This window comes from Acidobacteriota bacterium (assembly GCA_030697165.1).
Classification (GTDB): Bacteria; Acidobacteriota; Vicinamibacteria; order Vicinamibacterales; family UBA2999; genus 12-FULL-67-14b.
On record JAUYQQ010000011.1, the window covers coordinates 23,742 to 45,918 of the forward strand.

A 22,177-nucleotide genomic window follows, 5' to 3' on the forward strand; every position below is an offset into this window, starting at 1 on the left:
GGACGAGCCCCAGGAGGGCGCACGCACTACGGCCCGACCCTCACGTTCACCCGCGTCCGTTCCGTGAACTCCGAATCGGTCGCGGTGAGTTCCAGTTCGTACAGGCCCGGTGCAGAGAATGTCGCCTTGGTGCGGGCGGCGCCGGGGATGGTGAATGTAACCGTGCCTGGCCCCGTGAGCATCTTCCATTCGACGACCAGGCCCTTCCCTCTCGGCAAGCCCTCGTCGTGCGCGCTGCCGAACAGGTTGAGTTCTTCGTTGAGTCCGACCGCCAGCACCGGCGGATTGTTCGGGCGGGCGGTGACGCCGAGCACGCGCACGGTGGGGGCCCGGTTCAGGCACACGCCGCGCGGGGCGCTGGCGTAGTCGAGCTTCGAGAGCGCGGCGGCGCCTTCGACCAGGTTCCAGTTCGACTGCAGCATCCGCTCGCTGGTGCCGGTGGTCGTCCCGGCGTAACCGAGCGTCCACTTCATCTTGCCGTCGAACTCGGGGCCGACCACCATCACGCACTGAAACCGCCAGTGGCCAGGTTTGAAGGTGGTCGGTTGCATGCGGTCGGTCGGCGCCGGACCGAAACTGTTGTTGGGGCCTGGCGGGATGGTTACCACGTCGGCGTTGTGGCTGAAGTAGGCAAACGATAGCGTGTAGCTGCCGTCGGGGTTCTTGAGGAAGCCGTCGTAGGCCGGGTAAATGGGCTGGTTTTGCTGAGCATTGGCCGCCGTCACCAAGGCCACCGCCGCCACCAACGCGCTTACAACTCGCATCGCCGTTCTCCTTCCCGGCGGGACTAAAGTCCCGCCCTCCTGGCACCCGCCTACGGTGCTAGAGTATGCCGCACAGGGAGGCCAGATGGTCACCGTTCGACAATTCGCCGGCGCCTCGGGGTTCGTGCTTGCCGCGACCCTGCTGTTGTCCACCCAGTCCGCGACCCACGCGCAGGCACCCGGCGCGCCGGCCCCCACGTTCACCAGGGACGTGCTGCCCATTCTGCAGCGCTCGTGCCAGACGTGCCACCGGCCGGGCACGCATGCGCCGATGTCGCTCATCACCTACCGCGATGCCCGGCCGTGGGCGCGCTCGATCAAGCAGAAGGTGACGAGCCGCGAGATGCCGCCGTGGCACATCGACCGCAGCATCGGCGAGTATCTCGAAGACCCGTCGCTCAGTGACCAGGAAGTCGCCTTGATTGCGGCGTGGGTGGATGGCGGCGCCGCCGAGGGCCGCGCGTCCGACGCGCCGCCGGCGCGGACCTTCTCGGCCAACACCGAGTGGACCTACGGTGAACCCGACCTGATCGTCCGCATGGCGAAGGGCTTCAGGATCCCTGCGGATGGCCCGGACTTCATTCCCGAAGAGCACGTGGATCCGGGCCTGACGGAAGACCGCTACGTGAAATGGGTTCAGATCATCCCCGACGCGCATCGCGCCGTGCATCACGCGCATGTCTATGTGGACCATCCCGAAGGCGTCGACACCAGCGGCCTGAACCTCGGCATGGGCTCGAACGTCGGCAACTCGCTCGACTTGATCGAGTACGGCGCCGGCAACGACGCCGACGTCTTCCCGGACGGCACCGCCAAGATCCTGAAGAAGGGCGCCCAGTTCCGGTTCGAGGCGCACTACCACCCGTACGGCGAAGAGACCTTCGACCGCATGCGCGTCGGCATCAAGTTCTATCCCAAGGGCGTCGTGCCGTCGCGCGTGGTCACCTCGCATCGCATCCGCACCGGCGTCGGCAACGACTGGGTGCTCAACCGCGAGCGCATTGAAGACCTGCTGCTGCGCGCCGGCCACAAGATCGCCATCGACGAGCCGTCGATGCCCACGGGCGCGCTGATTGCAGAAAACCCGCTGCATGCGGCGGCGCTGCTCAGCATCCCGCCGAATACGGTTGTTCAGCACGAACGCTTCTGGCCGCTGCCGAAAGCCGCCCTGGTCATCAGCTTTCAGCCGCACATGCACTTCCGCGGATCCAAGTTGTATCTCGAGGCGATTCACCCCGACGGCCGCCGCGAGATGTTGACCAGCGCGACGCACTACGAACAGAACTGGCAGGTCACCTACAAGTACAAGACGCCGCACCTGTTTCCCGCGGGCACCATCCTCCACACGGTGTCGACGCACGACAACACCGCCAACAACAAGCACAACCCCGACCCCACCGCCTGGATCGGCTGGGGCAGCCGGACCATGGACGAGATGGGACATGGCTGGACGGACGTGGCGTTCCTGAGCGAGGCGCAATACCAGGAAGAGCTCGCCGCCCGCCGGCAGCAACGCAGGGCGACGACAGACCCGCGCCAACAACGTTGAGACCGGGAGACCGGGGAGACCGGGGGCCTGGCACGGTTACATGGGAAAACGTTGCAGTTCCTGCGACGTGTGCAAGAACTGCCACGAATTCGATGTAACCGTGCCAGGCCCCGACAAAAGGAGTAGCCAATGACGATGCGCCTGCTGCGGGCCAGTTTGATCACCGTAGGTGTCGCCGCCGTGGTCGTGGCGTCGATGGCGTCGATCACGGCCAGGCAATCCGCCATTGCCGTCGATGGCGATGACCTCGCCGGTATCGTCCGCAGTTCGAAAGGACCCGAGGCCGGCGTCTGGGTGATTGCCGAGACCACCGGCCTCCCCACCAAGTACGTGAAGATCGTCGTCACCGACGACCGCGGACAATACCTCCTCCCCGACCTGCCGAAGGCCACCTACAGCGTGTTCGTGCGCGGCTATGGCCTGGTCGACTCGGCGCGGGTGACGGCCGCCCCGGGCACGACGCTGGATCTGACTGCGGTCACCGCACCAAACGACCACGCCGCCGCGCAGTATTACCCGGCCGGCAACTGGTTATCGATGCTGCGGATCCCCGAAGGGAGCGAGTTCCCTGGCACCGGGCCGCAGGGCAACGGCATCAACCCTAACGTCAAGAGCCAGGCCGAGTGGCTGCGGCTGATCAAGTCGGGCAGTTGCACCGCGTGTCACCAGCTGGGCACCAAGGCCACTCGCGAGATCCCGAAGGAGCTGGGCGCCTTCCCGTCGCTGTCGCACGCGTGGGAGCGTCGGCTCGCCTCGGGACAGGCCGGCGGCAACATGATCGGCGGGCTGAACCAACTGGGCAAGGAGCGGGCGCTGCTGCTGTTCGCCGATTGGACCGACCGCATTAATCGCGGCGAACTGCCGCCCGTGCCGGCGCGGCCACAGGGCATCGAGCGCAACGTGGTCATCAGCATGTGGGACTGGGCCGATCCGAAAGCCTACCTCCACGATGTCGTGTCCACCGACCGCCGCCGTCCCACGGTCAACGCCAACGGCTCGCTGTACGGTGCGCTCGAGTTGAGCGCTGACTACGTGCCGGTGCTCGATCCGGTGACGAACACCATCAGCCAGGTGCCGCTCACCGTGCGCGACGCCAACACACCGCCGACCTCCCCGAAAATCCCGGCGGCGTCGCCGTACTGGGGCGAGGAAGTGATCTGGACCAGCAAGAACAACGTGCACAACCCGATGCTCGACGAGCAGGGCCGGCTGTGGCTGACCTCGGCCGTGCGCGCGCCCGAGAACCCGGCGTGGTGCAAGGAGGGCTCGGCGCACCCGTCGGCGAAGCTGTTCCCGCTGCAGCGCTCGGGACGCCAACTCGCGATGTACGACCCGAAGACGAAACAGATCAAGCACATCGACACCTGCTTCGGCACGCACCACCTGATGTTTGCCGAGGATGCCAACAACACGTTGTGGACCAGTGGCGGCGGACAGGTCGTGGGCTGGTTGAATCGAAAGATCTACGACGAGACCGGTGACGAGCAGAAGTCGCAAGGCTGGACCGCCGTGGTGATGGACACCAACGGCAATGGCCGCCGGGATGCCTATGTCGAACCCGACCAGCCGGTCGATCCGACCAAGGACAAACGCTACGGCGCCGCGTTCTATTCAGTGGCGCCGGCGCCGGACGGATCGATCTGGGGCACGGTGCTCGGCTATCCAGGATCGGTCGTGCGGCTGGATCCCGGCACGAACCCGCCCGAGACCGCGCTGGCCGAAGTCTACGAGCCGCCCTTCAACGATCCGAAGCGACCCGGCTTCTCGCCCCGCGGCGGCGACGTCGATCGCCACGGCGTATTTTGGGCCGCGTTGGCCAGCGGTCACCTCGCGAGCTTCGACCGTCGCAAGTGCAAGGGTCCGCTGAACGGTCCTAAGGCCACCGGCCAGCACTGTCCTGAGGGCTGGACGCTCTATACCGAGCCGATGCCGCAGTTCCGCGGCGTGCGCGACGGCGGCAGCGTCGAGGCGAGTTACTACACGTGGGTCGATCAGTTCGACACGCTCGGCCTGGGCGCCAATGTGCCGATCAACACCGGCAACGCCTCTGAAGCGTTGCTGGCCTTGAAGGACGGCAAGTGGGTGGTGCTGCGCGTGCCCTACCCGCAGGGGTTCTACACCAAGTGGATGGATGGCCGGATCGACGACCCGAACGCCGGCTGGAAGGGCCGCGGGCTCTGGGCCACGATCAGCACGCGGACGCCGTTCCACATGGAAGGCGGCAGGGGCACTACCAGCAAGGTTTACAAACTGCAGATGCGGCCGGATCCGCTCGCGAAGTGATTCGCAAGGTGCAGGCGGGTCTAAAGACCCGCCTCTACGTGCTGGTGCTTTTCCTCGTGCCGGCGACACTGGCCGCCCAATACGGGACCACTGGCGGCGAGTGGCGCACGTGGGGCGGCGATCTTGGCGTCACCCGCTATGCCCCGCTCGATCAGATCAACGCCGCCAACTTCAAGGATCTCGAAGTCGCTTGGCGATTCAGGACCGAAAACCTGGGCTCGCGCCCCGACTTCAACCTGCAGACCACGCCGCTGATGATTGGCGGCGTGCTCTACGCCACCGCCGGCGAGCATCGCAACGCCGTGGCGCTGAATGCGGCGACCGGCGAGTTGCTGTGGATGCACCGGCTCGAGGAAGGCCCACGCGCGCAGCGGTCGTCGCGACGGCTGTCGGGCCGCGGGGTCGGCTACTGGACCGACGGCAAGGGCGACGAACGCGTCTTCTACGTCACCATCGGCTACCAGCTGGTCGGCCTCGATGCGAAGACCGGCCACCCGCTCAAGGACTTCGGCGTCAACGGTGTCGTTGACCTGAAGAAGGACGCGGACCAGGATCTGGATCCGATTGAGGGCGAGATCGCGTGGAACGGCGCACCCGTGGTCGCGAAGAACGTGGTGCTGGTCGGCGCCGCGCATCGCGCCGGCTCGATCCCGCGCAGCCGCAAGAACGCCAAGGGCTACATCCGCGCCTACGACGCGCGCACCGGCAAGCGCCTGTGGATCTTCCACACCATCCCGATGCCCGGGGAGTTCGGTAACGACACCTGGCACGAAGGGTCGTGGGAGTACACCGGTAACACCGGCGTGTGGACGCAGATGACGGTGGACGAGCAACTCGGCATTGCCTATCTGCCGGTCGAGATCCCCACCGGCGACTACTTCGGCGGTCATCGTCCCGGCGACAACCTGTTCGCCGAGACCCTGCTTGCCGTGGATCTTCAGACCGGCAAGCGCATCTGGCATTACCAGCTCGTGCACCATCCAATCTGGGACTACGACATCCCGTGCGCGCCAATCCTGGTGGACATCACCGTCAACGGCCGCAAGATCGCCGCCGTCGCGCAGCCGACCAAGCAGGGCTTTGTCTACGTGTTCGATCGCCAGACCGGCGAGCCCGTCTGGCCGATCGAGGAGCGGCCGGTCGAGAAGGGCACGGTCCCGCGGGAGTGGTACTCGCCGACGCAGCCGTTCCCGACCAAGCCGCCGCCCTTCGAGCGCCAGGGCTTCCTCGAAGAGTACGTCGTCGACTTCACGCCCGAGATCAAGGCCGAGGCGTTGGCGCTGGTGGCGAAGTACAAGATTGGCCCGCTGTTCACGCCGCCCATCGTCCGGGGCGAGAACGGCAAAGAGGGCCTGCTGTTCATCCCGAACGGCGCCAACTGGCCCGGGGGCTCGTTCGATCCGGACACGGGCATGCTTTACGTGTATTCCCACACGCTGGTTCGCGTGCTGTCGATGGTCAACGATCCGAAGCGATCGGACATGGCCTACATCACCGACGGCAGCGCGTCCGAGAGTGGCGGCGGCGGGTTGTCGGTGAATGGCCTCCCGATCGTCAAACCACCGTGGGGCCGGATCACCGCGATTGACATGAACAAGGGTGAGATCGCCTGGCAGATCGCCCACGGCGAGACGCCGGATGCGATCAAGAGCCACCCGGCCCTGAAGGGCCTCACCATTCCGAGGACCGGCCGTCCTGGTGGCGCCGGCGGCAGTTCGGGCGGCATCGGCACGCTCGTCACTAAGACGCTGTTGATCTCCGGTGAGGGCGGCACGGTGATGATGCCCGATGGTCAACGCGGCGCCATGCTGCGTGCCTACGACAAGAAGACCGGCGCCGAGGTGGGCGCGGTGCAGATGTCCGGCGCGCAAACAGGAAATCCGATGACCTACATGCTCGGCGGCAAGCAGTACATCGTCGTCGCGGCCGGCAGCTCGATCCGGCCCGGCGAGTTAATCGCGTATCGATTGCCATGAGCGCGAGAGATCAAGAAAGGCGAACAGGAGATCAGAAGATCAGGAGATTAATCATGGTTTCTCCTATTCTCCTGATCTCCTGTCTAGCTGTTGCCGCTGACAAGTTCGGCGACGTCGCGATCGCCACCTTCGTCCACTCGAGCATCCAGATCGAGAACGCCGGCACGGTGATCCAGATCGACCCCTGGGGCGCCGGCGATTTCTACACTCGGGCGAAGCCTGCGGACCTGATCCTGATTACCGACGACGTGAGCCACCACTTGGACGTGAAGGCCATCGCGAAAGTGCGCAAGGCCGGCACGCCGGTCGTGATCGCTGCGAACGGACGGAAGCTGGTTCCCGACGGCATTGTGATGAACAACGGCGACACGAAGGAGTTCGGCGCCGTCCGCATCGAGGCTGTCGGCGCCTACGACATCACGCCGGGCGACCCGTATCACCCGAAGGGCGAGGCGAACGGTTATGTCATCACCGTCGGCGGCAAGCGCATCTACGTGGTCGGTGTCACCGAGTGCGTTCCGGAAGTGAGGGCCGTCAAGAACGTAGACGTGGCATTCTTCCCGCTCAACCTGCCGCTCGCGCGTATGGAGCCGGCCGCCGCGATCGACTGCATTTCGGCAATCCACCCGAAGGTGGTCTATCCCTACCACTACGACCAGCAATGGGTGCGGCCGGTACCGGCTGGCGGTGCCCGCCCCACGCCAACGACGCGCGGACTACAGGAGCTGAAGGCGGCCCTGACGCCGAAGGGAATCGATGTTCGTTTGGCCGAATGGTACCCGCGTTGAGAATTCATCGCACGGAAGCACGGAAGCACGGAACCAGAATGGGTTGTCCTGCAGCGCTGATTGATTCTGTGATTCAGTGTTTCAGAGTGAGGCATTCATGAAGTACAGCGTTGTACTGGCGGTCTTGGTTCTCGGGAGTGTGTCGGCCCAGACCCCATCCAGTCCGCGTGCGGGCGTCGATTGGCCAGGCTTCCGCGGTATTGCCGCCGCCGGTGTCAACGATGCCGCGGCCGTGCCCGTTAACTGGAGCGTGCCCGACGGCAAGCTCGTGAAGTGGAAAGTGCCGGTCGCCGGTCTCGGCCACTCGAGTCCCGTGGTGTGGGGCAACATGGTCTGCACCGCCAGCGCCATCAGCGGCACCCCGGATCCGCAGCTCAAGGTCGGCCTGTACGGCGACATCGGGTCCGTGCTCGACACCACCGAGCACAAGTTCATGGTGATGTGCTTCGACAAGAACACCGGCAAGCTGCGGTGGGAGCAGACGGCCAAGACCGGCGTGCCCATCATCAAGCGCCATCCCAAGTCCACGCACGCCAGTTCGACCCTTGCGACCGATGGCACGCACGTCGTGGCCTTCTTCGGCTCCGAGGGCCTGTATTCCTACGACCTCAAGGGCCGGCTGGTGTGGAAAAAGGATTTCGGCGCGCTCGACTCCGGCTTCTTCATGGCGCCCGAGGCGCAGTGGGGCTTTGCCAGCTCCCCTATCATCCACAACGGCCGCGTGATCGTGCAGGCGGATGTGCAGAAGGGATCGTTCGTCGCCGCCTTCGACGTGCGCACCGGCAAGCAACTGTGGCGGACCCCGCGCGCGGATGTGCCGACCTGGAGCACGCCCGCGGTCGTGAACATGGACGGCCGCGACCAGGTGATCGTCAACGGCTGGAAGCACATCGGCGGCTACGACCTCGAAACCGGCAAGGAAGTGTGGCGCATGACCGGCGGCGGCGACATCCCCGTCCCCACGCCCATTGCCGCGCACGGCCTGGTGTTCATCACCAACGCGCACGGCAAGATGGCGCCGATCTATGCCATCAAGCCAACCGCGACCGGCGACATCTCGCTGAAGGAGGGCGAAACCGCGAACGCCCACATCGCCTGGAGCTACCAGCGCGACGGCGGCTACATGCAGACGCCCATCGTCGTCGGCGACATTCTTTACGTCTGCCGTGACAACGGCGTGCTGAGTGCGTTTGACGCCAAGACCGGTGTGCGCCACTACCAGGCGCGGCTGGGCGATGGCCGGACCGGCTTCTCGGCGTCGGCAGTGTCGGCCGGTGGCCGCCTCTATTTCACCAGCGAGGACGGCGACGTCTACGTGGTGAAGGCGGGACCGGCGTACGAGTTGCTGGCCACCAACCCGCTGGGCGAAGTCGCCATGGCGACGCCGGCGATCTCAGAAGGCACGTTCCTGTTCCGCACGCGCGGCCACCTGGTGGCGGTCGGCGAGCGCTAACGAGGCCGATGTGGTGTCCGGCTTTAGCCGGACCAAACTCCGCCCTTGTCACACCCGCATGGCCGACACCGGGTTGATCCGCGCCGCCCGTCTCGCCGGCAGCCAGCTGGCCGCCAACACCACGGTGAGCAGCACCCCCGCGGTCGTGACCAGCGTGAGCGGATCCTCGGGCGCGATGCCGAATAGCAGTGAACGCGCCAGCCGGCTGACGGCGGCAACGCCGAGGCCGCCGACGACGCAGCCGACGAGTGCGAGCGTCAGCGACTCCATGACGACCAGCCGCGCCACCGACGCCGATGACGCGCCAATGGCCATGCGGACGGCGATCTCACGACGCCGCAGCCCCACCGTGTAGGCCAGCAGCGCGTACACGCCGGTGGCCGCGGTCACGAGCCCCGCCGCCGCAAACAACGCCACCAACAGCATCGCGAATCGATCCTGTTGCATGGTGTCGTCCAGCAACCGCTCCATCGTCGTGACCGAGTGCACGGGTTGGTCGGGATCCACCTTCAGCGCCTGCGCGCGCGCCGATTGGGCCAGAGCGCCGGGTTCGACGGTCGTGCGCACCAGAACGTTCATCACCAGGTAGGGATTCTGCGCGTGCGGAACAAAGATCTCGGGCGCCGGCTCGCTGCGCGGGCCCTTGTACCGGGCATCGCGGACGATGCCGACGACCTGGCGGGTGCCGGCGCCTCCCTGGTAGTCGAGCACGAGCGAGCGGCCGATCGGGTCCTGGCCAGGCCAGGTGCTTCGCGCCAGGCTTTCGTTGACGATCACGACCCGAGGCGCATCGATCGCGTCCTGCTCGAGGAACTCGCGGCCCGAGACGAGTGGCAGCCCCAGCGTGGCAAAGTACCCCGGCGAGGCCATGCGAACGTTGGCCTCGGGCAGCTTGTAACCGTCAGGCTTGGCGCCCTCCAACCAATACGGCCGGTAGAAGTCCGCGCCGATCGTGCTCATCGGGAGCAGGGTGACCGCGGCGACCGACGCCACTCCGGGCAGCTCGCGGATCGAGTCGAACACCCGGTTGTAATAGCCGATCACCTGCGGCGCCCCTCGGTACCTCGTCACATCCGGCGCGAGGCGCATGACGAGCAGGTTCTCGGTATCAAAGCCCGGGTCAACGCGCTGGAGGCCGGCGAAACTGCGGGCCAGCAGGCCGGCGCCGACGAGCAGTACGACGGTGACGCCGATTTCCGCAACCACCAGCGCGCGACGAACCCGGCTCGCGTGCTGTCCAGACGCCGGCGCGCCGTCCTTCAGCGCGGGCGCAACTTCCGGAGCGCTGCCGCGAAGCCCCGGCAGGACCACGCCGATGATCGTCACGAGGAACGCCAGTGCCACCGCGAACGAGACGACGCCGGCGTTGACCTCGACTTCGTTCAACCGCGGGATGTCCGATGGGGCAAATGCGATCACGGCGCCCAATGACGCCGGCGTGAGGACGATCGCGACGAGCGCGGTCAGCACGGCGCAGAGGGCCGTCTCGGCCAGGTGCTCCCTGACAATGCGGGTCCGCCCCGCGCCGAGCGCGAGGCGAATGGCGAGTTCGCGCGCACGCGCCGTGGCCCGCGCGACGGCGAGACTGGCCACGTTGGCGCACACGAGCATCAGCAAGCAGAACACCGCGCCGAAGACCAGCAGCAATCCGGTGCGGCTCGAACGCACCAACTCTTCGCTGAGCGGCACCAGGCGGACGGTCCAGTCGGAGTTGGTCTTCGGTTGATTGGCCGCAATGCGGGCCGCGAGCATCTCCATCCTGCCGGCGGCGGCATCGATCGACAGCTCCGGCTTCAGGCGGCCGGCGACCTTCAGGAACCGGGCTTCGCGCGGCGGGCCCTCGGGAAAGCGCGGGCCGTTATAGGACTCGCGCATATCCCAGGGCGTCCAGAAGGCGGCGCCAAGATCCGGAATCGCAAAGTCGGGCGGCATCACGCCCAGCACGCGCCAGTTGCGGCCTTCAACGAACAGGAACCCGCCGACCAGCGAGGGGTCGGCCCCGAGGCTCTGCCACAGCTGATGGCTCAGGACAAGGATTGGCTCGGGCCCGACCCGGCCAGACGGGATCGACGGCCGGCCGTCGTACTCGTCGCCCGAGAAGGTGCGCCCCAGCAGCGGCGCGCGCCGGAACACTTCGAAGAACCCCTTGGTTACCTGGACGCCCGTGACGGGCGCGCTGCCATCGCGGCCGCGCAGGGTGGCCTGCGCCGTCCACCACCCGGTGAGCGCCTCGAACGCATCGTTGTTGGCGACCCAGTCGTGAAGGTTGCCGGGCGAGGGCCCCTCGCGCAGGCGGTTCAGGGGCACGTTCGACTCCCAGACCGAGACCAGTTGCTCCGGCTCGGCATAGGGCAAGGGCTTGAGGATGACGGTGTTGACCAGCGCGAACAGCGTGGTCGTGGCCGCGACGCCGAGGCCAAGCAGCAGCGACACCGTGAGCGTGAACCCGGGCGCGCGCACGACTGCTCGAAGTGCGCGAGCCACGTCGTGGCCGGCGCCGACGATGAGGAGGTCCCACAGCAGGGCGAGCCAGGTTGCCACGACTGCCCCGCGACCGCGGGCACGCGCCGCATCGAGCAACCGCTCCGCATCGTCCTTGATCGCCTGCTGCTCCTGGACATCGCGGCCGCGCAGCAGCCAGAGGAAGTGGCCGTAACTCATGCGCGTCCTGGCTTTCTGAGCGCCAGGCTCGCGCGCGCGTGATCGACAATGGCTTCGAGACGCCGGACTTCGCTCGTCAGCACCTTCTTGCCGAGCGGCGTGAGGGCGAAGTAGCGTCGCCGCTCGTCATCGTCACTGGGGCGTTTCTCGGACTCGACAATCCAGTCGAGTTCTTCCAACTCGCGCAGCGCGCCGTACATGCCGGCCGGCCACACCCGGACCTGTCCCTCGGTCCGTGTGGCGACCTCCTGCATGATGCTGTAGCCGTGACGGGGGCCGTCGGCCAGGGCCAGCAGAATGTGCAGGACCTTGGGCTTCAACGGCAGCAGGTGGTCGTCTTTTCGTGGTCTGTCCGTCATGTTCGGAGCGGACTATATATCGTTCAATATACAGACGCAATCGTTGTGAGGGCGCCGTGGGCCCGCTGTGGAGATAAACGTGGGACCAGAAATGGGACCGTACATGCGAAAGGCCCGGTATACCCGGGCCTTTCTAGCGATAAGTTGGTCGGGGCGAAAGGATTCGAACCTTCGACCTCTCGGTCCCGAACCGAGCGCTCTACCAGGCTGAGCCACGCCCCGACGCCCAAACAGCATAACCCAATGCGGGGCCGAAATACACCCCAACTCGTCTTTTTGGGATTATTCTCCGCTCGCCATGTCCAAACTCCGCAACGTTCTCGGGCTGATTGCCGGCGTCATGCTGGTCTTGAGCAGCGGCGCCCACACCTTCCTCGGCTGGCAGGCGCTCAGCGCTGAACTAGCCAGGACCAACACCCCGACGGACCTCGTGACCGGCCTCGAGATCGGCTGGAAATGGGGCGGCGCCGCGATGCTGGTGTTCGGCATCATCGTGATCGCCGTGTTCCTGAAGCGCCTTCGCGGCGAGCCGGCGTCCACGTTCGCGCCCGCCGTGGTCTCGGTCGCCTACATCGCGTTCGGCGCCTGGGCCCTGGTCCACAGCAACTACGACCCCTTCTTCTTCATCTTCATCGTGCCGGGCGTGTTGCTGGCACTGGCGTCAACGGGAGATCGGCAACCCTAAAGGGTTGCCTCCACCTCCAGATATCAGGCAACCCCAAAGAAGGGGTTGCCTCCACCTGCAGCGCGATCCCGACAAGGAGTTCCCTCCCGACAGGAGGTGCCCTCCCGACCAGTCGTGCCCTCCCGCTTATTCGTAACGCAACGCCACCATTGGGTCGACTTTGGCGGCACGCAGGGCCGGGAACCACACGGCGAAGAAGGCCACGACGGTCAGCAGCACCGGCACGCCGACGAAGACCAGCGGGTCGCGCGCCTCGACGTCGAACAGGAACGCGGTCATCAGTTGCGCCAGGCCCCACGAAACGGCCAGGCCAATCACGACACCAGCGATCGCGAGCCGCATGCCCTGGAACACCACCATGCGCCGCACGCTGCCGCCGTCGGCGCCGAGCGACAGGCGAATACCGATCTCCTGCGTCCGCTGCTCCACGGTGTAGGCCATCAGGCCGTAGATGCCGATGGCGGCCAGCAGCAGCGCCGAGGCGCCGAACACCGTCATCAGCCACATGTTGAACCGCTGGCGCGAGGTCGAGCGCACGACGATGTCGGCCATTGATCGCACGTTTGAGACCGGCAGCCCGGTCGCCTGTCGCAGTTCTTCCTGCACGGCCGTGCTCATCGCGTAGGGATCGCCGGCGGTCCGCACCACCCAGCCCATGGGCGTCAGCCCGAGGTTCAGGGCGTTGGCGGCATCGGGCACTTGGGACTGGGGAATGTACATGGCCGGCCCCGGCTGCTGCTGCAGGCCGCCGTCACGCGTATCGCCGACCACCCCGATGATCTGCCGCTCCCCTTCGGTCGCAAACTCGCGCATCACGCCGCGGCCAATCACCAGCCGCTCGTTCAGCGGGTCCGTGTCCTTGAAGAACTCGTTCGCGAACGCTTCGTTGATGATCACCACCGGCGGCGCGACGCTGTCGTCGCGGTCAGTGAAGTCGCGACCGCGCTTCACTGGAATCTTGAACACGTCGAAGTAGCCGGGCGTGATGTTGATCCACTGGCCGCCGCCGTGGAACGGGCCGTCGGCGAGCGGGCGGCCGGTGATCACGAACGGCAGGCCGTAGCCGCCCTCGAGCGGCACGCAGCACGTGGAGCTGGCGGCGACCACCCCGGGCAGCGCGCGCAGCCGATCGGTGCCGCTGCGCACCATCAGGTCCACGGCCTGTGCCGACGCGTACTGCGGACCCGAGACCGACATCCGCATGGTCAACACATTGTTGGCGTCGAAGCCTGGATTCACCTGCGACAACGCGATCGCCGAGCGAATCAGCAGCGCCGAGCCGACCAGCAACGTCAGCGCGAGGGCCACTTCGACGACGACCAGGATGGAGCGGGTCTTGTTCTGGCGGAAGCCGGTACCCGAGCGGCCGCCGGTTTCCTTCAGCGTCGAGCTGAGGTCGGTCTTTGAACTCTGCAGCGCCGGAATCAAGCCGAACAGGATGCCGGTTGCCAGCGAGATGCCCACCGTGAAGGCCACCACCCGCCAGTCGATGCCGACCAGCGCACCGTCGACGCCAATGCGCGGCAGGCCGGCGGTGTTCACCGACAGCAGCGCGCGGATGGCCAGCGTGCCGAACGCCAGGCCCAGCGCGCCGCCGATCACCGACAGCACGACGCTCTCGGTCATCACCTGGCTGATGATGCGGCCGCGCGAGCCGCCGAGCGCCGCGCGGATCGCGATCTCCCGCTTGCGTCCCGTGGCGCGCACCAGCAGCAGGTTGGCGACGTTGGCGCACGCGATCAGCAGGACGAAGCCGACCGCGCCGACGAGAACGAACAGCGACTGGCGCACGTTGCGGACCAGCACTTCCCCGACCAACTCGGCGCCGAACGACTGGTTCGGACCGAGGCCGTTTGCGAACTTGGCCTTGAAGTCAGCGCTCGACGCGTTCATCCGCGCCTTCGCCTGGTCGAGCGACACGCCCTCCTTCAGGCGGCCCGCGCTCTGGAAGTAGTGCCCCTGGTCGCTGGTGTTGGGGTCGAGCTGAAACGGCACCCACACCTGGGGCGGCTGGGCGCCGAAGTCCTGGAAGTTGAAGTCGCCAAGCACGCCCACGACGGTATATGGGAAGCCGCCAAGCGACAGCGCTTTGCCGACGATGGCAGGGTCGGCCTGGAAGCGGGTTTCCCACAAGCCCTTGCTGAGCACCACCACGCGATCGCCACTAGGCCGATCCTCGTCGGGCGTGAACGTCCGGCCCTGGATGGTCCGCGCGCCAAACAGGCTGAAGAACTCCGACGAGACGCGGCCCGAGCGGAACTGCTCCGGCTGGCTGCCGTCGGTGTAGTTCACGACGCCCTGGTTGAACGCCGATACGCGATCGACAACCTGGGTCTGCTCGCGAAAATGCTGAAACTTGGCGGGCGACGCTATCGGTCCGGAGCCGCTGGCCTCGCCGGTCATGAAGTAGACGATCCGCTCCGCATCCGGAAACGGCAGCGGCCGCAGCAAGACCGCGTTTACCACCGAGAAAATAGCTGTGTTCACGGCAATGCCCAGGGTCAGGGCCGCCACAGCGGCCAAGGCAAAAGCCGGGCTTTGCACGAACATGCGGAGGGCGTGACGGATGTCGCGAAGCAGAGTGTCGACCATTAGCAGTTGGACGCCAGGACCCCATGTTTTGTTCGGTTCGGCGTAGTATTCGTCCCATGAGAATGGGGCTGGTCGGGCGGGTGGGGCGGGTCGGGCTGGTTGGGATATCGGTGCTGGTCGCAGCGCAGCCGGGGTGACGACGGTCGAGGGCTACAAGCAGGAGGCCGGGAAGCTGGATTTCAGTTTCTTCACGCCGGAGTAGCTGGCGGGCTTCGACGGCCTGATGATGATGACCAACGGCAACCTGCCCATGACCGACGCGCAGAAGAAGGCGCTCGTCGACTTCGTGCGCAGCGGCATTGAGCAGTAGGCAAGGTCCGCCTAAAGGCGGACACCACATCGGCACGACACCACATCGATGTAGTGTCCGGCTTTAGCCGGACCTGGTGGCATCCGGCTTTAGCCGGATTATTTCTCGAACTCGATCATTCGATCTGATCGACCCGTCATGAAGAAGCGGGCGCGGCGGCCGGCGACCTTGTCGGTGCCGGTGCCGGGTTCAATGCCGACGGCCTGCGGATACCACTGCCCGCCGGTCATGATCCTGGCCGGCGTGGACCACGCGCGCGGGTCCGACACGCCTGGCGCGAACGACACATAGATCCCCTCCTGCCCGAACTGGTCGTCCTTAGCGCGGTTGAGCAGCATCACGTACTGCTCGAGATACGTGTTCCAGTGGATGGATGCGCCCCAGAACACGTCGTTGGTGGCCGAGCGATCGTGGAACGGCCGGCTTGCTCCGACAAGCGGTGTACCCGCCGGGTAGACGAACGGCGTGGCGGCATCCGCGCGCGACGCCGGCAGCCACGCGCCGTCGTTCCAGACAGTGGCCTTTCCTTCCGGTGCGTCGCGATCGGCCCACGCCATTCGGGCCACTGCCACCCCCTGGAGGGACGGCTCGCGCAGGTATTGGCTGAAGTAGAGATACAGGTCCTGCCCGTTGGCGTCGAGCACCACGGTGACATCGCCCACCCCGCCCAGCACGAAGCGATTGGCCGAGTCACAGGCCTCGCTGCCGGGCGGCGCGTCGAGGATGATGCCGAGATCCTCCCACGTAGCGCCCTGATCGCTGGACCGCATGGCGCCCAGTCTCGGCAACTGGCGGTCGGGCCGGCCGCATTGATCAGCGGGCCGCTCGTGATGGTAATAGCCGTACCACGTGCCGGCTTCGTCCGGGATGATGGCTTCCATCCACACGCCGTTACCGGGATGCGAACTGAACGCGACCGGGGCGCCGCGCTGCAGGGTCTCGAGCGTCGCGCCCGACGAGCGCACCGGCACCCCGCCCCAGGACGTGAGCACGAACAGCCGGTTGACACCGTCAACGAGCGACCACGCCATGGGATTGCTGGAATCGATTTCGCCTGGGAGGTCAAAACGGGACGCGGAAACGAGGCGAGCCGTTGGGATGCGGGTGGACTGCGCTTGCAACGGCGGCCGGACGAGCACGGCCGCCGCCAGGCAAGCTAGCAATCCCGTCAAGACGTGTCTTCCCGACAAGCAGTGCCCTCCCGCCTACTTTAGGTTCGTGGCCAGCTTCTCAAGAAAGGCGTAGTCGGTCAGGTCGGGCTGGAGCGGCGTCACCGAGGTGTAGCCATCCATCACGGCCTCGTAATCCGAGCGCCCGCTGTCGGGATGATACTCATCGAGCGCCTCGTCGATCCAGTAGTAGTGGTTGCCCCGGGGATCGGTGCGCGAGTCGATCTGCGTGACGTGATTGCGCTTGGCCTGGGTCGTGACCCGCAGGCCCTTGGGCGTCCCGGCCGGGACGTTGATGTTGAGGAACGAGCGCGGCGGGATGCCCTGCGCCAGCACCATCGTCGCGACCGTGGCCGCGTCGGCGGCGGCGGGGCCGAAGTTGTAGGCGCGCGAGCGCCGGAGCGAGACCGCAATGCCGGGCACGCCCAGCAAGGCGCCCTCGAGCGCGCCCGACACGGTTCCCGAGTAGGTGATGTCGTCGCCCAGGTTCCAGCCCTTGTTGATGCCCGAGACGACCAGGTCCGGCAACCGCTTGAGGACGATCTCGCAACCCAGGTTCACGCAGTCGGTGGGCGTGCCGTCCACGGCGTAGACGCCCTCGCTGATGGTTTCAATGCGCAACGGCCGGCGCAGCGTCAGGGCGTGGCCAATGGCGCTGGCCTCCTGCAGGGGGCCGACCACGACCACGTCGCCGAGCGGTTTCAGGGCCGCCGCGAGGACATGAATCCCCTCCGACTGCACGCCATCGTCATTGGTCACGAGAATCAAGGGCATAGAACCTCTGATCATAGCCGAACGCCCGAACTCGCTATAATCGCGAGTATGGAATGGTGGCTCTGGCTCGCCGGCGGTCTTGCGTTGGTGGTGGCTGAGCTCATCACCCCCAGCGGCTTCTTCATCATCTTCTTCGGCATCGGCGCGCTGGCGGTCGGTGTGCTCGCCGCGCTCGGCGTCGTCACCTCCCTGCCCATGCAGGGCCTGCTGTTTACCGTGCTGTCGGTGGCGTCGCTGCTGGTCTTCCGCGGACGGCTCAAGACGACGTTCCAGCCGCCTCCCCCGCCGTCGATCGACTCGTTCGTCGGCGTGCTGGCGGTGGTGCAGGAGAGCCTGCAGCCGGGTCTGGTCGGGCGGGTTGAAGTGCGCGGCGCGTCGTGGAGCGCCCGCAACACCAGCAACGTCACGCTCGCGGCAGGCCAACGGGCGCGGGTCGCCGGCATTGACGGCCTGCTGCTGACCGTCGTTCCCGAATAAGTTCGTACCCGGGCGCGCTAAAGCGCGCCCCTACGTTGGAGAGACCGATATGGAAGGCGGCCTGTTCGTCATCGTCCTGCTCGCGGTCATCACGCTGGTCATCCTGGCCAAGACCGCGATCGTCGTCCCGCAACAGAGCGCATTCGTCGTCGAACGTCTGGGCCGCTTCTCGGGCGTGCTCGATGCCGGGTTTCACATCCTGGTGCCGTTCATCGATGTGGTGCGCTACAAGCACTCGCTCAAGGAAATGGCGCTCGATATTCCAGCGCAGATCTGCATTACGCGCGACAACGTGCAGGTGCAGGTGGACGGCGTGCTCTACCTGAAGGTGCTCAATCCCGAACGGACCTCGTACGGCATCTCGGACCACATCTTTGCGATCTCGCAACTGGCGCAGACGACCCTGCGTAGTGAGGTTGGCAAGATCGACCTGGACAAGACCTTCGAGGAGCGCACCAACATCAACATCTCGGTGGTGGCTGAACTCGACAAGGCGACGGAGCCGTGGGGCGTGAAGGTGCTGCGCTACGAGGTCAAGAGCATCACGCCTCCGGCCGACATCCTGGCCGCGATGGAAAAGCAGATGCGCGCCGAGCGCGAAAAGCGCGCGGTGATTCTGACCTCCGAAGGCCAGCGCGATGCCAACATCAACTCGGCCGAGGGCGAGAAGCAACAGGTCATCAAGGCGTCGGAAGCCCGCCGACAGCAGCAGATCAACGAAGCCGAGGGCCAGGCGTCGGCCATCCTGGCCGTCGCCACGGCCACGGCCGAAGGCATCAAGCGGGTTGCCGAAGCAACCACCGCCCCCGGCGGCGCCGAAGCCATTCAGTTGAAGGTGGCCGAGCAGTACATCGCCGAGTTCGGCAAGGTGATCAACAACGCCGACACCATCATCCTGCCGTCAAACCTTAGCGATGTGGCGGCCATGATCACTACCGCCATGAACGTCGTGAATCAGGCGAAGAAGTAGGGTGCCTAAGGTGCCTCAGGTGCCAGGGCACTGAGCCACAAAGCAGCCGCGGCAATCAATGCCAGGGCGGCGCCGGTCGTGAATGCGACCGGCGCGCCGAAGGTCTGCCACAGCAATCCAAAGAACAACCCCGCCGCCAGGGCGCCGAAGCCCTGGACCGCGGCGTGCCAGCCGTAGGCGGCGGCGCGCATGGTCTCGGGCGCCAGGTCGGCGATCAGCGCCTTCTCACTCCCCTCGACCGCCGCCGCGTAGACGCTGTAGAGCATGAACCAGCCGATCAGGGCCTCGACCGACTGGCTCCAGCCAAAGCCGGCATAGACGATGGCGTAGAGAATCCAGCCCGAGACGATCAGCGTGCGACGGCCCAGACGGTCGGAGAGCGCGCCGCCGCGCATCGACAGCAGCGCCTTGATCGCGTGCTGCGCACTCCAGAGGGCCGTCAGGCCCACGAGCGGTACGCCGGCCTGCGACAACTGCAGCAACAGGAACGCGTCGGACGAGTTGCCTAAAGTGAAGACCGACAGAATCCACAGGTACTGCTTCAATGGAGGCGGGAGCGGCACTGGTGCCAAAGGCCCGCCTTCGCGGCCGGAGGCCGCTTCGGCGAGGTCTCGCCGTAGCTCGCCTGTTTCAGCGCGAGCGGAGGCGGATGCCAGGGGTGCCACAGTGCCAGGGTGCGTTGGTGCCTTCACCTCTGGCACCCTGAGCAGCGTCAGCACCGCCAGCGCGCCGGGGATGATCGTCAGGCCGAACAGCAGGCGGTAGTTGTCGGGCGAGAACCAGAGGAACACCGTGGCGAGCAGCGGGCCGATCGCGGCGCCGGCGTGGTCCATGCCCCAGTGGTAACCGAACACCCGTCCCCGCTGGCCGGGTGGGGCGAGGGCGGCCAGCATGGCGTCCCGGGGCGCGCCGCGCAGCCCCTTGCCCACGCGGTCGGTCACGCGAATAGCAAACACGTGGCCCCACGAGGTGGCCAGGCCGATCAGCGGCCGCACCAGCGACGACAGCGCGTAGCCGGCGACGACCATCGGCTTGCGGGCGCCGAGGCGATCGGACCAGCGCCCGGCGAACACCTTGAGGGCACTACTGGTGGCATCGGCCGCGCCTTCGATGATGCCCAGTGTCACTGGCGGGCCGCCGAGCACCTGCGTGATGAAGACCGGCAGCAGCGGATACACGGCCTCGGTCGCCGCGTCGGTGAGCAGACTCACCCACCCAAGCAGCTTGACCGGTCGCGGGAGCGGGGCCTGTGCCGTGCGCGCCTACTTCTTCAAGAGCTCGGCGACGATGGCGTCGGCCTTGTAGACGACCTTGAGGGCCTCGAGCATGCCACGCGAGTCGACCGATACCGCGCGGTTCACGGCGCCGTCATACACGAAATAGCCCGGCAGCGACTGGATGTTGCCGTCGAAGATCAAGCCCACCAGTTCGCCCACGACGTTAATCACCGGTGAGCCGCTGTTGCCGCCGACGATGTCGTTGGTGCTGACGAGGTTGAAGGGTGTGGTCGGATTAACGGTGGCGCGGGCCTTCATCCACGAGTCGGCGATCTTGTACGGCGGCTGCTGCTTGTGCTCGTCGCCTCGCACGTAAAGGCCGCGAATCTCGGTGAACGGCGAGATCTGCTGGCCGTTCTCCGTGTAGCCCTTCACCTGGCCGTACGACAGCCGCAGCGTGAAGGTGCCGTCGGGATACGCGGCATCGCCCTCGATGGCAAACACCGCCTGCGCAATGCGCGCATACGCGTCGCGCTCGACGCCGAGCACTTCGTTGTCGAATTTCGTCCGCAGTTCACGCGAACGCGGGTCGACCAGCTTCGCGAGCGCAATGAACGGATCGGTCGAGGCGTCGATGGCGGCCTTGCCGCCGGCGAACAACGCCTTGCGCACGGCGGGGTCACCCAGTTTGGTGCCGGCCACCAGTTCGGCCGCCCGTGCCACCGGCGTCTTGCCGGCGAGGATCGGCTTGACCAGCGCGTGGTCCGCGCCGAGCTGCTTCAGCATCACCGCGAGACCGGCGGCCAGCTTGGCTTGCTCGACGCCCGGATAGACCGGTGCCGCCGACCCCAGCTGACGTTCGAGCGCGGCCTTGCGCGCATCCGAGTACTCGGGCAAACGCTGGCCGTTTGGCTTGGATGATTCATCGGCCCAGCGCACCAGCGATCGGGCCGTGGTGAAGTACTGCGAGTAGAGCGCCAGTCCGCTCTCGAACAACACGCGTTCCTGGTTGTAGGGCGGCAACGCGCCGCGGGCGGCGGCGACCTTGTCCCAGGCATCGCCGTATTTGGCCTTGAGCTCGGCGCTGGCGCCGACGCGGGCGCGCAGCGCCGCTTCATCGGTGCGCTTCTTGTTGATCAAGGCGGGATCCTGCAGGCCGGCGAGCTGGCCTTTCCACGACTTCAGCGAGTTCTCAATGCCGAAAAATTCATCCTTGGCCTGGCGCTCCTGCTCGCTGCCCTCCTTGGCGTAGGCGTCGAGCGCGTTGCGCATCTCGGTGAACGCCGCCAGCGACAGCGGCAGCGCGTAGTCGCGGAGGAACTCGAGGTGGGCGGCGGTGTTCAGGCGCTGGGTCGCGCCCGGGTGGCCGGACGTGAACACGGCCTCGCCCTCGGCGGCGCCGCTCGACGACCACGGCAGGAAGTGCTTCGTGACGAGGGGCTTGCCGTCTTCGTAGACGCGCCACAGCGTCATGTCGAGGGCGTAGCGCGGGAACGTGAAGTTATCGGGATCGCCGCCGTAGAACGCCGCGTCAAATTCGGGGGCAAACACGAGCCGCACGTCGGTGAACTTCTTATAGACATACAGGTGGTACTGCCCACCCTGGAACAGAGTGACCACTTCGGCTTCGAGGCCGGTCCCGGCCTGCGCGTCCTTTTCGATCGCCGCAATGGCCGAGCGGCGGGCCGCCAGCGTGTCGGCTGACGACATGCCGGGCGTGACCGCCGCGTTCACCTTGGCCGTCACGTCCTCGATCTTCTGCAGCGTGAGCAGTTCGAGGTCCGGCGCCTTGATCTCCTGGCCGCGCGCCGCGGCGAGAAACCCCTGGCCGGCCAGGTCGCGTTCCGGCGTGCTCATCTTGTGCAGCAGGTCGAGCGAGACGTGGTGATTGGTCAGCACCAGTCCGTCGGGCGAGACGAACGAGCCCGACCCGCTGGGGAACCGGACCGAGGCCTGCTGAACCCGTTCGATCCACTGGTCGGTCAGGTCCACGCCGAGCGCCTGTTTGATGGCCGCGCGTGGAATCCGATTGAACGGCCAGAAACCCTCGTTGGCGTGCCCGACCAAGGGCAGCGCCACCAAGAGAGCCAGCGTTGCGGCAAGGGAAGCCAGGAAGCGGCGAGGCGCTTGTGTCATCCCCCGATTATCAG

Annotated in this window: 16 protein-coding genes and 1 tRNA gene; 8 read left to right on the forward strand and 9 right to left on the reverse strand. The window is 66.4% G+C overall.

Features of this window, described 5'->3' with window-relative positions; translation table 11 throughout:
• Positions 1 to 26: 26 nt before the first annotated feature.
• The gene (locus tag Q8T13_11495; protein ID MDP3718379.1) at positions 27 to 764 is read right to left on the reverse strand and encodes a hypothetical protein; all 738 of its coding nucleotides are present in this window, start codon (positions 762 to 764) and stop codon (positions 27 to 29) included.
• Positions 765 to 849: 85 nt separating this feature from the next.
• Here Q8T13_11495 and Q8T13_11500 point away from each other — a divergent pair, with 85 nt between their 5' ends.
• From Q8T13_11500 to Q8T13_11520, 5 genes are all read left to right on the forward strand, one after another.
• Positions 850 to 2,313: a hypothetical protein gene (locus tag Q8T13_11500; protein ID MDP3718380.1), complete on the forward strand. Its 1,464-nt coding sequence runs from the start codon at positions 850 to 852 to the stop codon at positions 2,311 to 2,313.
• Between the two features lie 129 nt (positions 2,314 to 2,442).
• Positions 2,443 to 4,596, forward strand: coding sequence for a carboxypeptidase-like regulatory domain-containing protein (locus Q8T13_11505; protein MDP3718381.1), 2,154 nt, complete (start codon positions 2,443 to 2,445; stop codon positions 4,594 to 4,596).
• On the forward strand, positions 4,593 to 6,572 hold the full coding sequence (locus Q8T13_11510; protein ID MDP3718382.1) for a PQQ-binding-like beta-propeller repeat protein: 1,980 nt from the start codon (positions 4,593 to 4,595) through the stop codon (positions 6,570 to 6,572). The genes Q8T13_11505 and Q8T13_11510 overlap by 4 nt, the downstream gene beginning before the upstream one ends.
• Positions 6,573 to 6,625: 53 nt before the next feature.
• Positions 6,626 to 7,360: an MBL fold metallo-hydrolase gene (locus Q8T13_11515; GenBank protein ID MDP3718383.1), complete on the forward strand. Its 735-nt coding sequence runs from the start codon at positions 6,626 to 6,628 to the stop codon at positions 7,358 to 7,360.
• Positions 7,361 to 7,457: 97 nt separating this feature from the next.
• Complete coding sequence (locus tag Q8T13_11520; protein ID MDP3718384.1) at positions 7,458 to 8,813, forward strand: PQQ-binding-like beta-propeller repeat protein; 1,356 nt, start codon at positions 7,458 to 7,460, stop codon at positions 8,811 to 8,813.
• Positions 8,814 to 8,861: 48 nt separating this feature from the next.
• Here the strand turns inward: Q8T13_11520 and Q8T13_11525 are convergent, their stop codons facing one another.
• From Q8T13_11525 to Q8T13_11535, 3 genes are all read right to left on the reverse strand, one after another.
• Positions 8,862 to 11,474, reverse strand: coding sequence for an ABC transporter permease (locus Q8T13_11525; protein MDP3718385.1), 2,613 nt, complete (start codon positions 11,472 to 11,474; stop codon positions 8,862 to 8,864).
• On the reverse strand, positions 11,471 to 11,833 hold the full coding sequence (locus tag Q8T13_11530; GenBank protein MDP3718386.1) for a PadR family transcriptional regulator: 363 nt from the start codon (positions 11,831 to 11,833) through the stop codon (positions 11,471 to 11,473). The genes Q8T13_11525 and Q8T13_11530 overlap by 4 nt, the downstream gene beginning before the upstream one ends.
• A gap of 145 nt (positions 11,834 to 11,978) precedes the next feature.
• Positions 11,979 to 12,055, reverse strand: a tRNA-Pro gene (locus tag Q8T13_11535).
• A 76-nt stretch (positions 12,056 to 12,131) separates the two neighbouring features.
• On the opposite strand from Q8T13_11535, the gene Q8T13_11540 reads away from it, so the two are divergent.
• A complete protein-coding gene (locus tag Q8T13_11540) occupies positions 12,132 to 12,518 on the forward strand; it encodes a hypothetical protein (GenBank protein MDP3718387.1) in 387 nt (128 codons plus the stop codon).
• Between the two features lie 126 nt (positions 12,519 to 12,644).
• Here the strand turns inward: Q8T13_11540 and Q8T13_11545 are convergent, their stop codons facing one another.
• The 3 genes from Q8T13_11545 to surE all read right to left on the reverse strand — a co-directional run bounded on the left by Q8T13_11545 (position 12,645) and on the right by surE (position 17,363).
• Positions 12,645 to 15,110: an ABC transporter permease gene (locus tag Q8T13_11545; GenBank protein MDP3718388.1), complete on the reverse strand. Its 2,466-nt coding sequence runs from the start codon at positions 15,108 to 15,110 to the stop codon at positions 12,645 to 12,647.
• 408 nt (positions 15,111 to 15,518) lie between these two features.
• Complete coding sequence (locus tag Q8T13_11550; protein ID MDP3718389.1) at positions 15,519 to 16,451, reverse strand: hypothetical protein; 933 nt, start codon at positions 16,449 to 16,451, stop codon at positions 15,519 to 15,521.
• Between the two features lie 174 nt (positions 16,452 to 16,625).
• A complete protein-coding gene (surE, locus tag Q8T13_11555) occupies positions 16,626 to 17,363 on the reverse strand; it encodes a 5'/3'-nucleotidase SurE (protein MDP3718390.1) in 738 nt (245 codons plus the stop codon).
• 48 nt (positions 17,364 to 17,411) lie between these two features.
• On the opposite strand from surE, the gene Q8T13_11560 reads away from it, so the two are divergent.
• Together Q8T13_11560 and Q8T13_11565 are read left to right on the forward strand one after the other, a co-directional pair.
• Positions 17,412 to 17,840 carry an NfeD family protein gene (locus Q8T13_11560; GenBank protein MDP3718391.1) on the forward strand — a complete coding sequence of 143 codons (429 nt, stop codon included), beginning with the start codon at positions 17,412 to 17,414 and terminating at the stop codon, positions 17,838 to 17,840.
• A 49-nt stretch (positions 17,841 to 17,889) separates the two neighbouring features.
• A complete protein-coding gene (locus tag Q8T13_11565; protein MDP3718392.1) occupies positions 17,890 to 18,810 on the forward strand; it encodes a stomatin-like protein in 921 nt (306 codons plus the stop codon).
• Positions 18,811 to 18,815: 5 nt separating this feature from the next.
• Here the strand turns inward: Q8T13_11565 and Q8T13_11570 are convergent, their stop codons facing one another.
• Positions 18,816 to 20,021 carry an MFS transporter gene (locus Q8T13_11570; protein MDP3718393.1) on the reverse strand — a complete coding sequence of 402 codons (1,206 nt, stop codon included), beginning with the start codon at positions 20,019 to 20,021 and terminating at the stop codon, positions 18,816 to 18,818.
• Between the two features lie 51 nt (positions 20,022 to 20,072).
• Entirely contained in the window at positions 20,073 to 22,163 is a 2,091-nt protein-coding gene (locus Q8T13_11575; GenBank protein ID MDP3718394.1) for a S46 family peptidase, read from the reverse strand.
• Positions 22,164 to 22,177 lie beyond the last annotated feature (14 nt).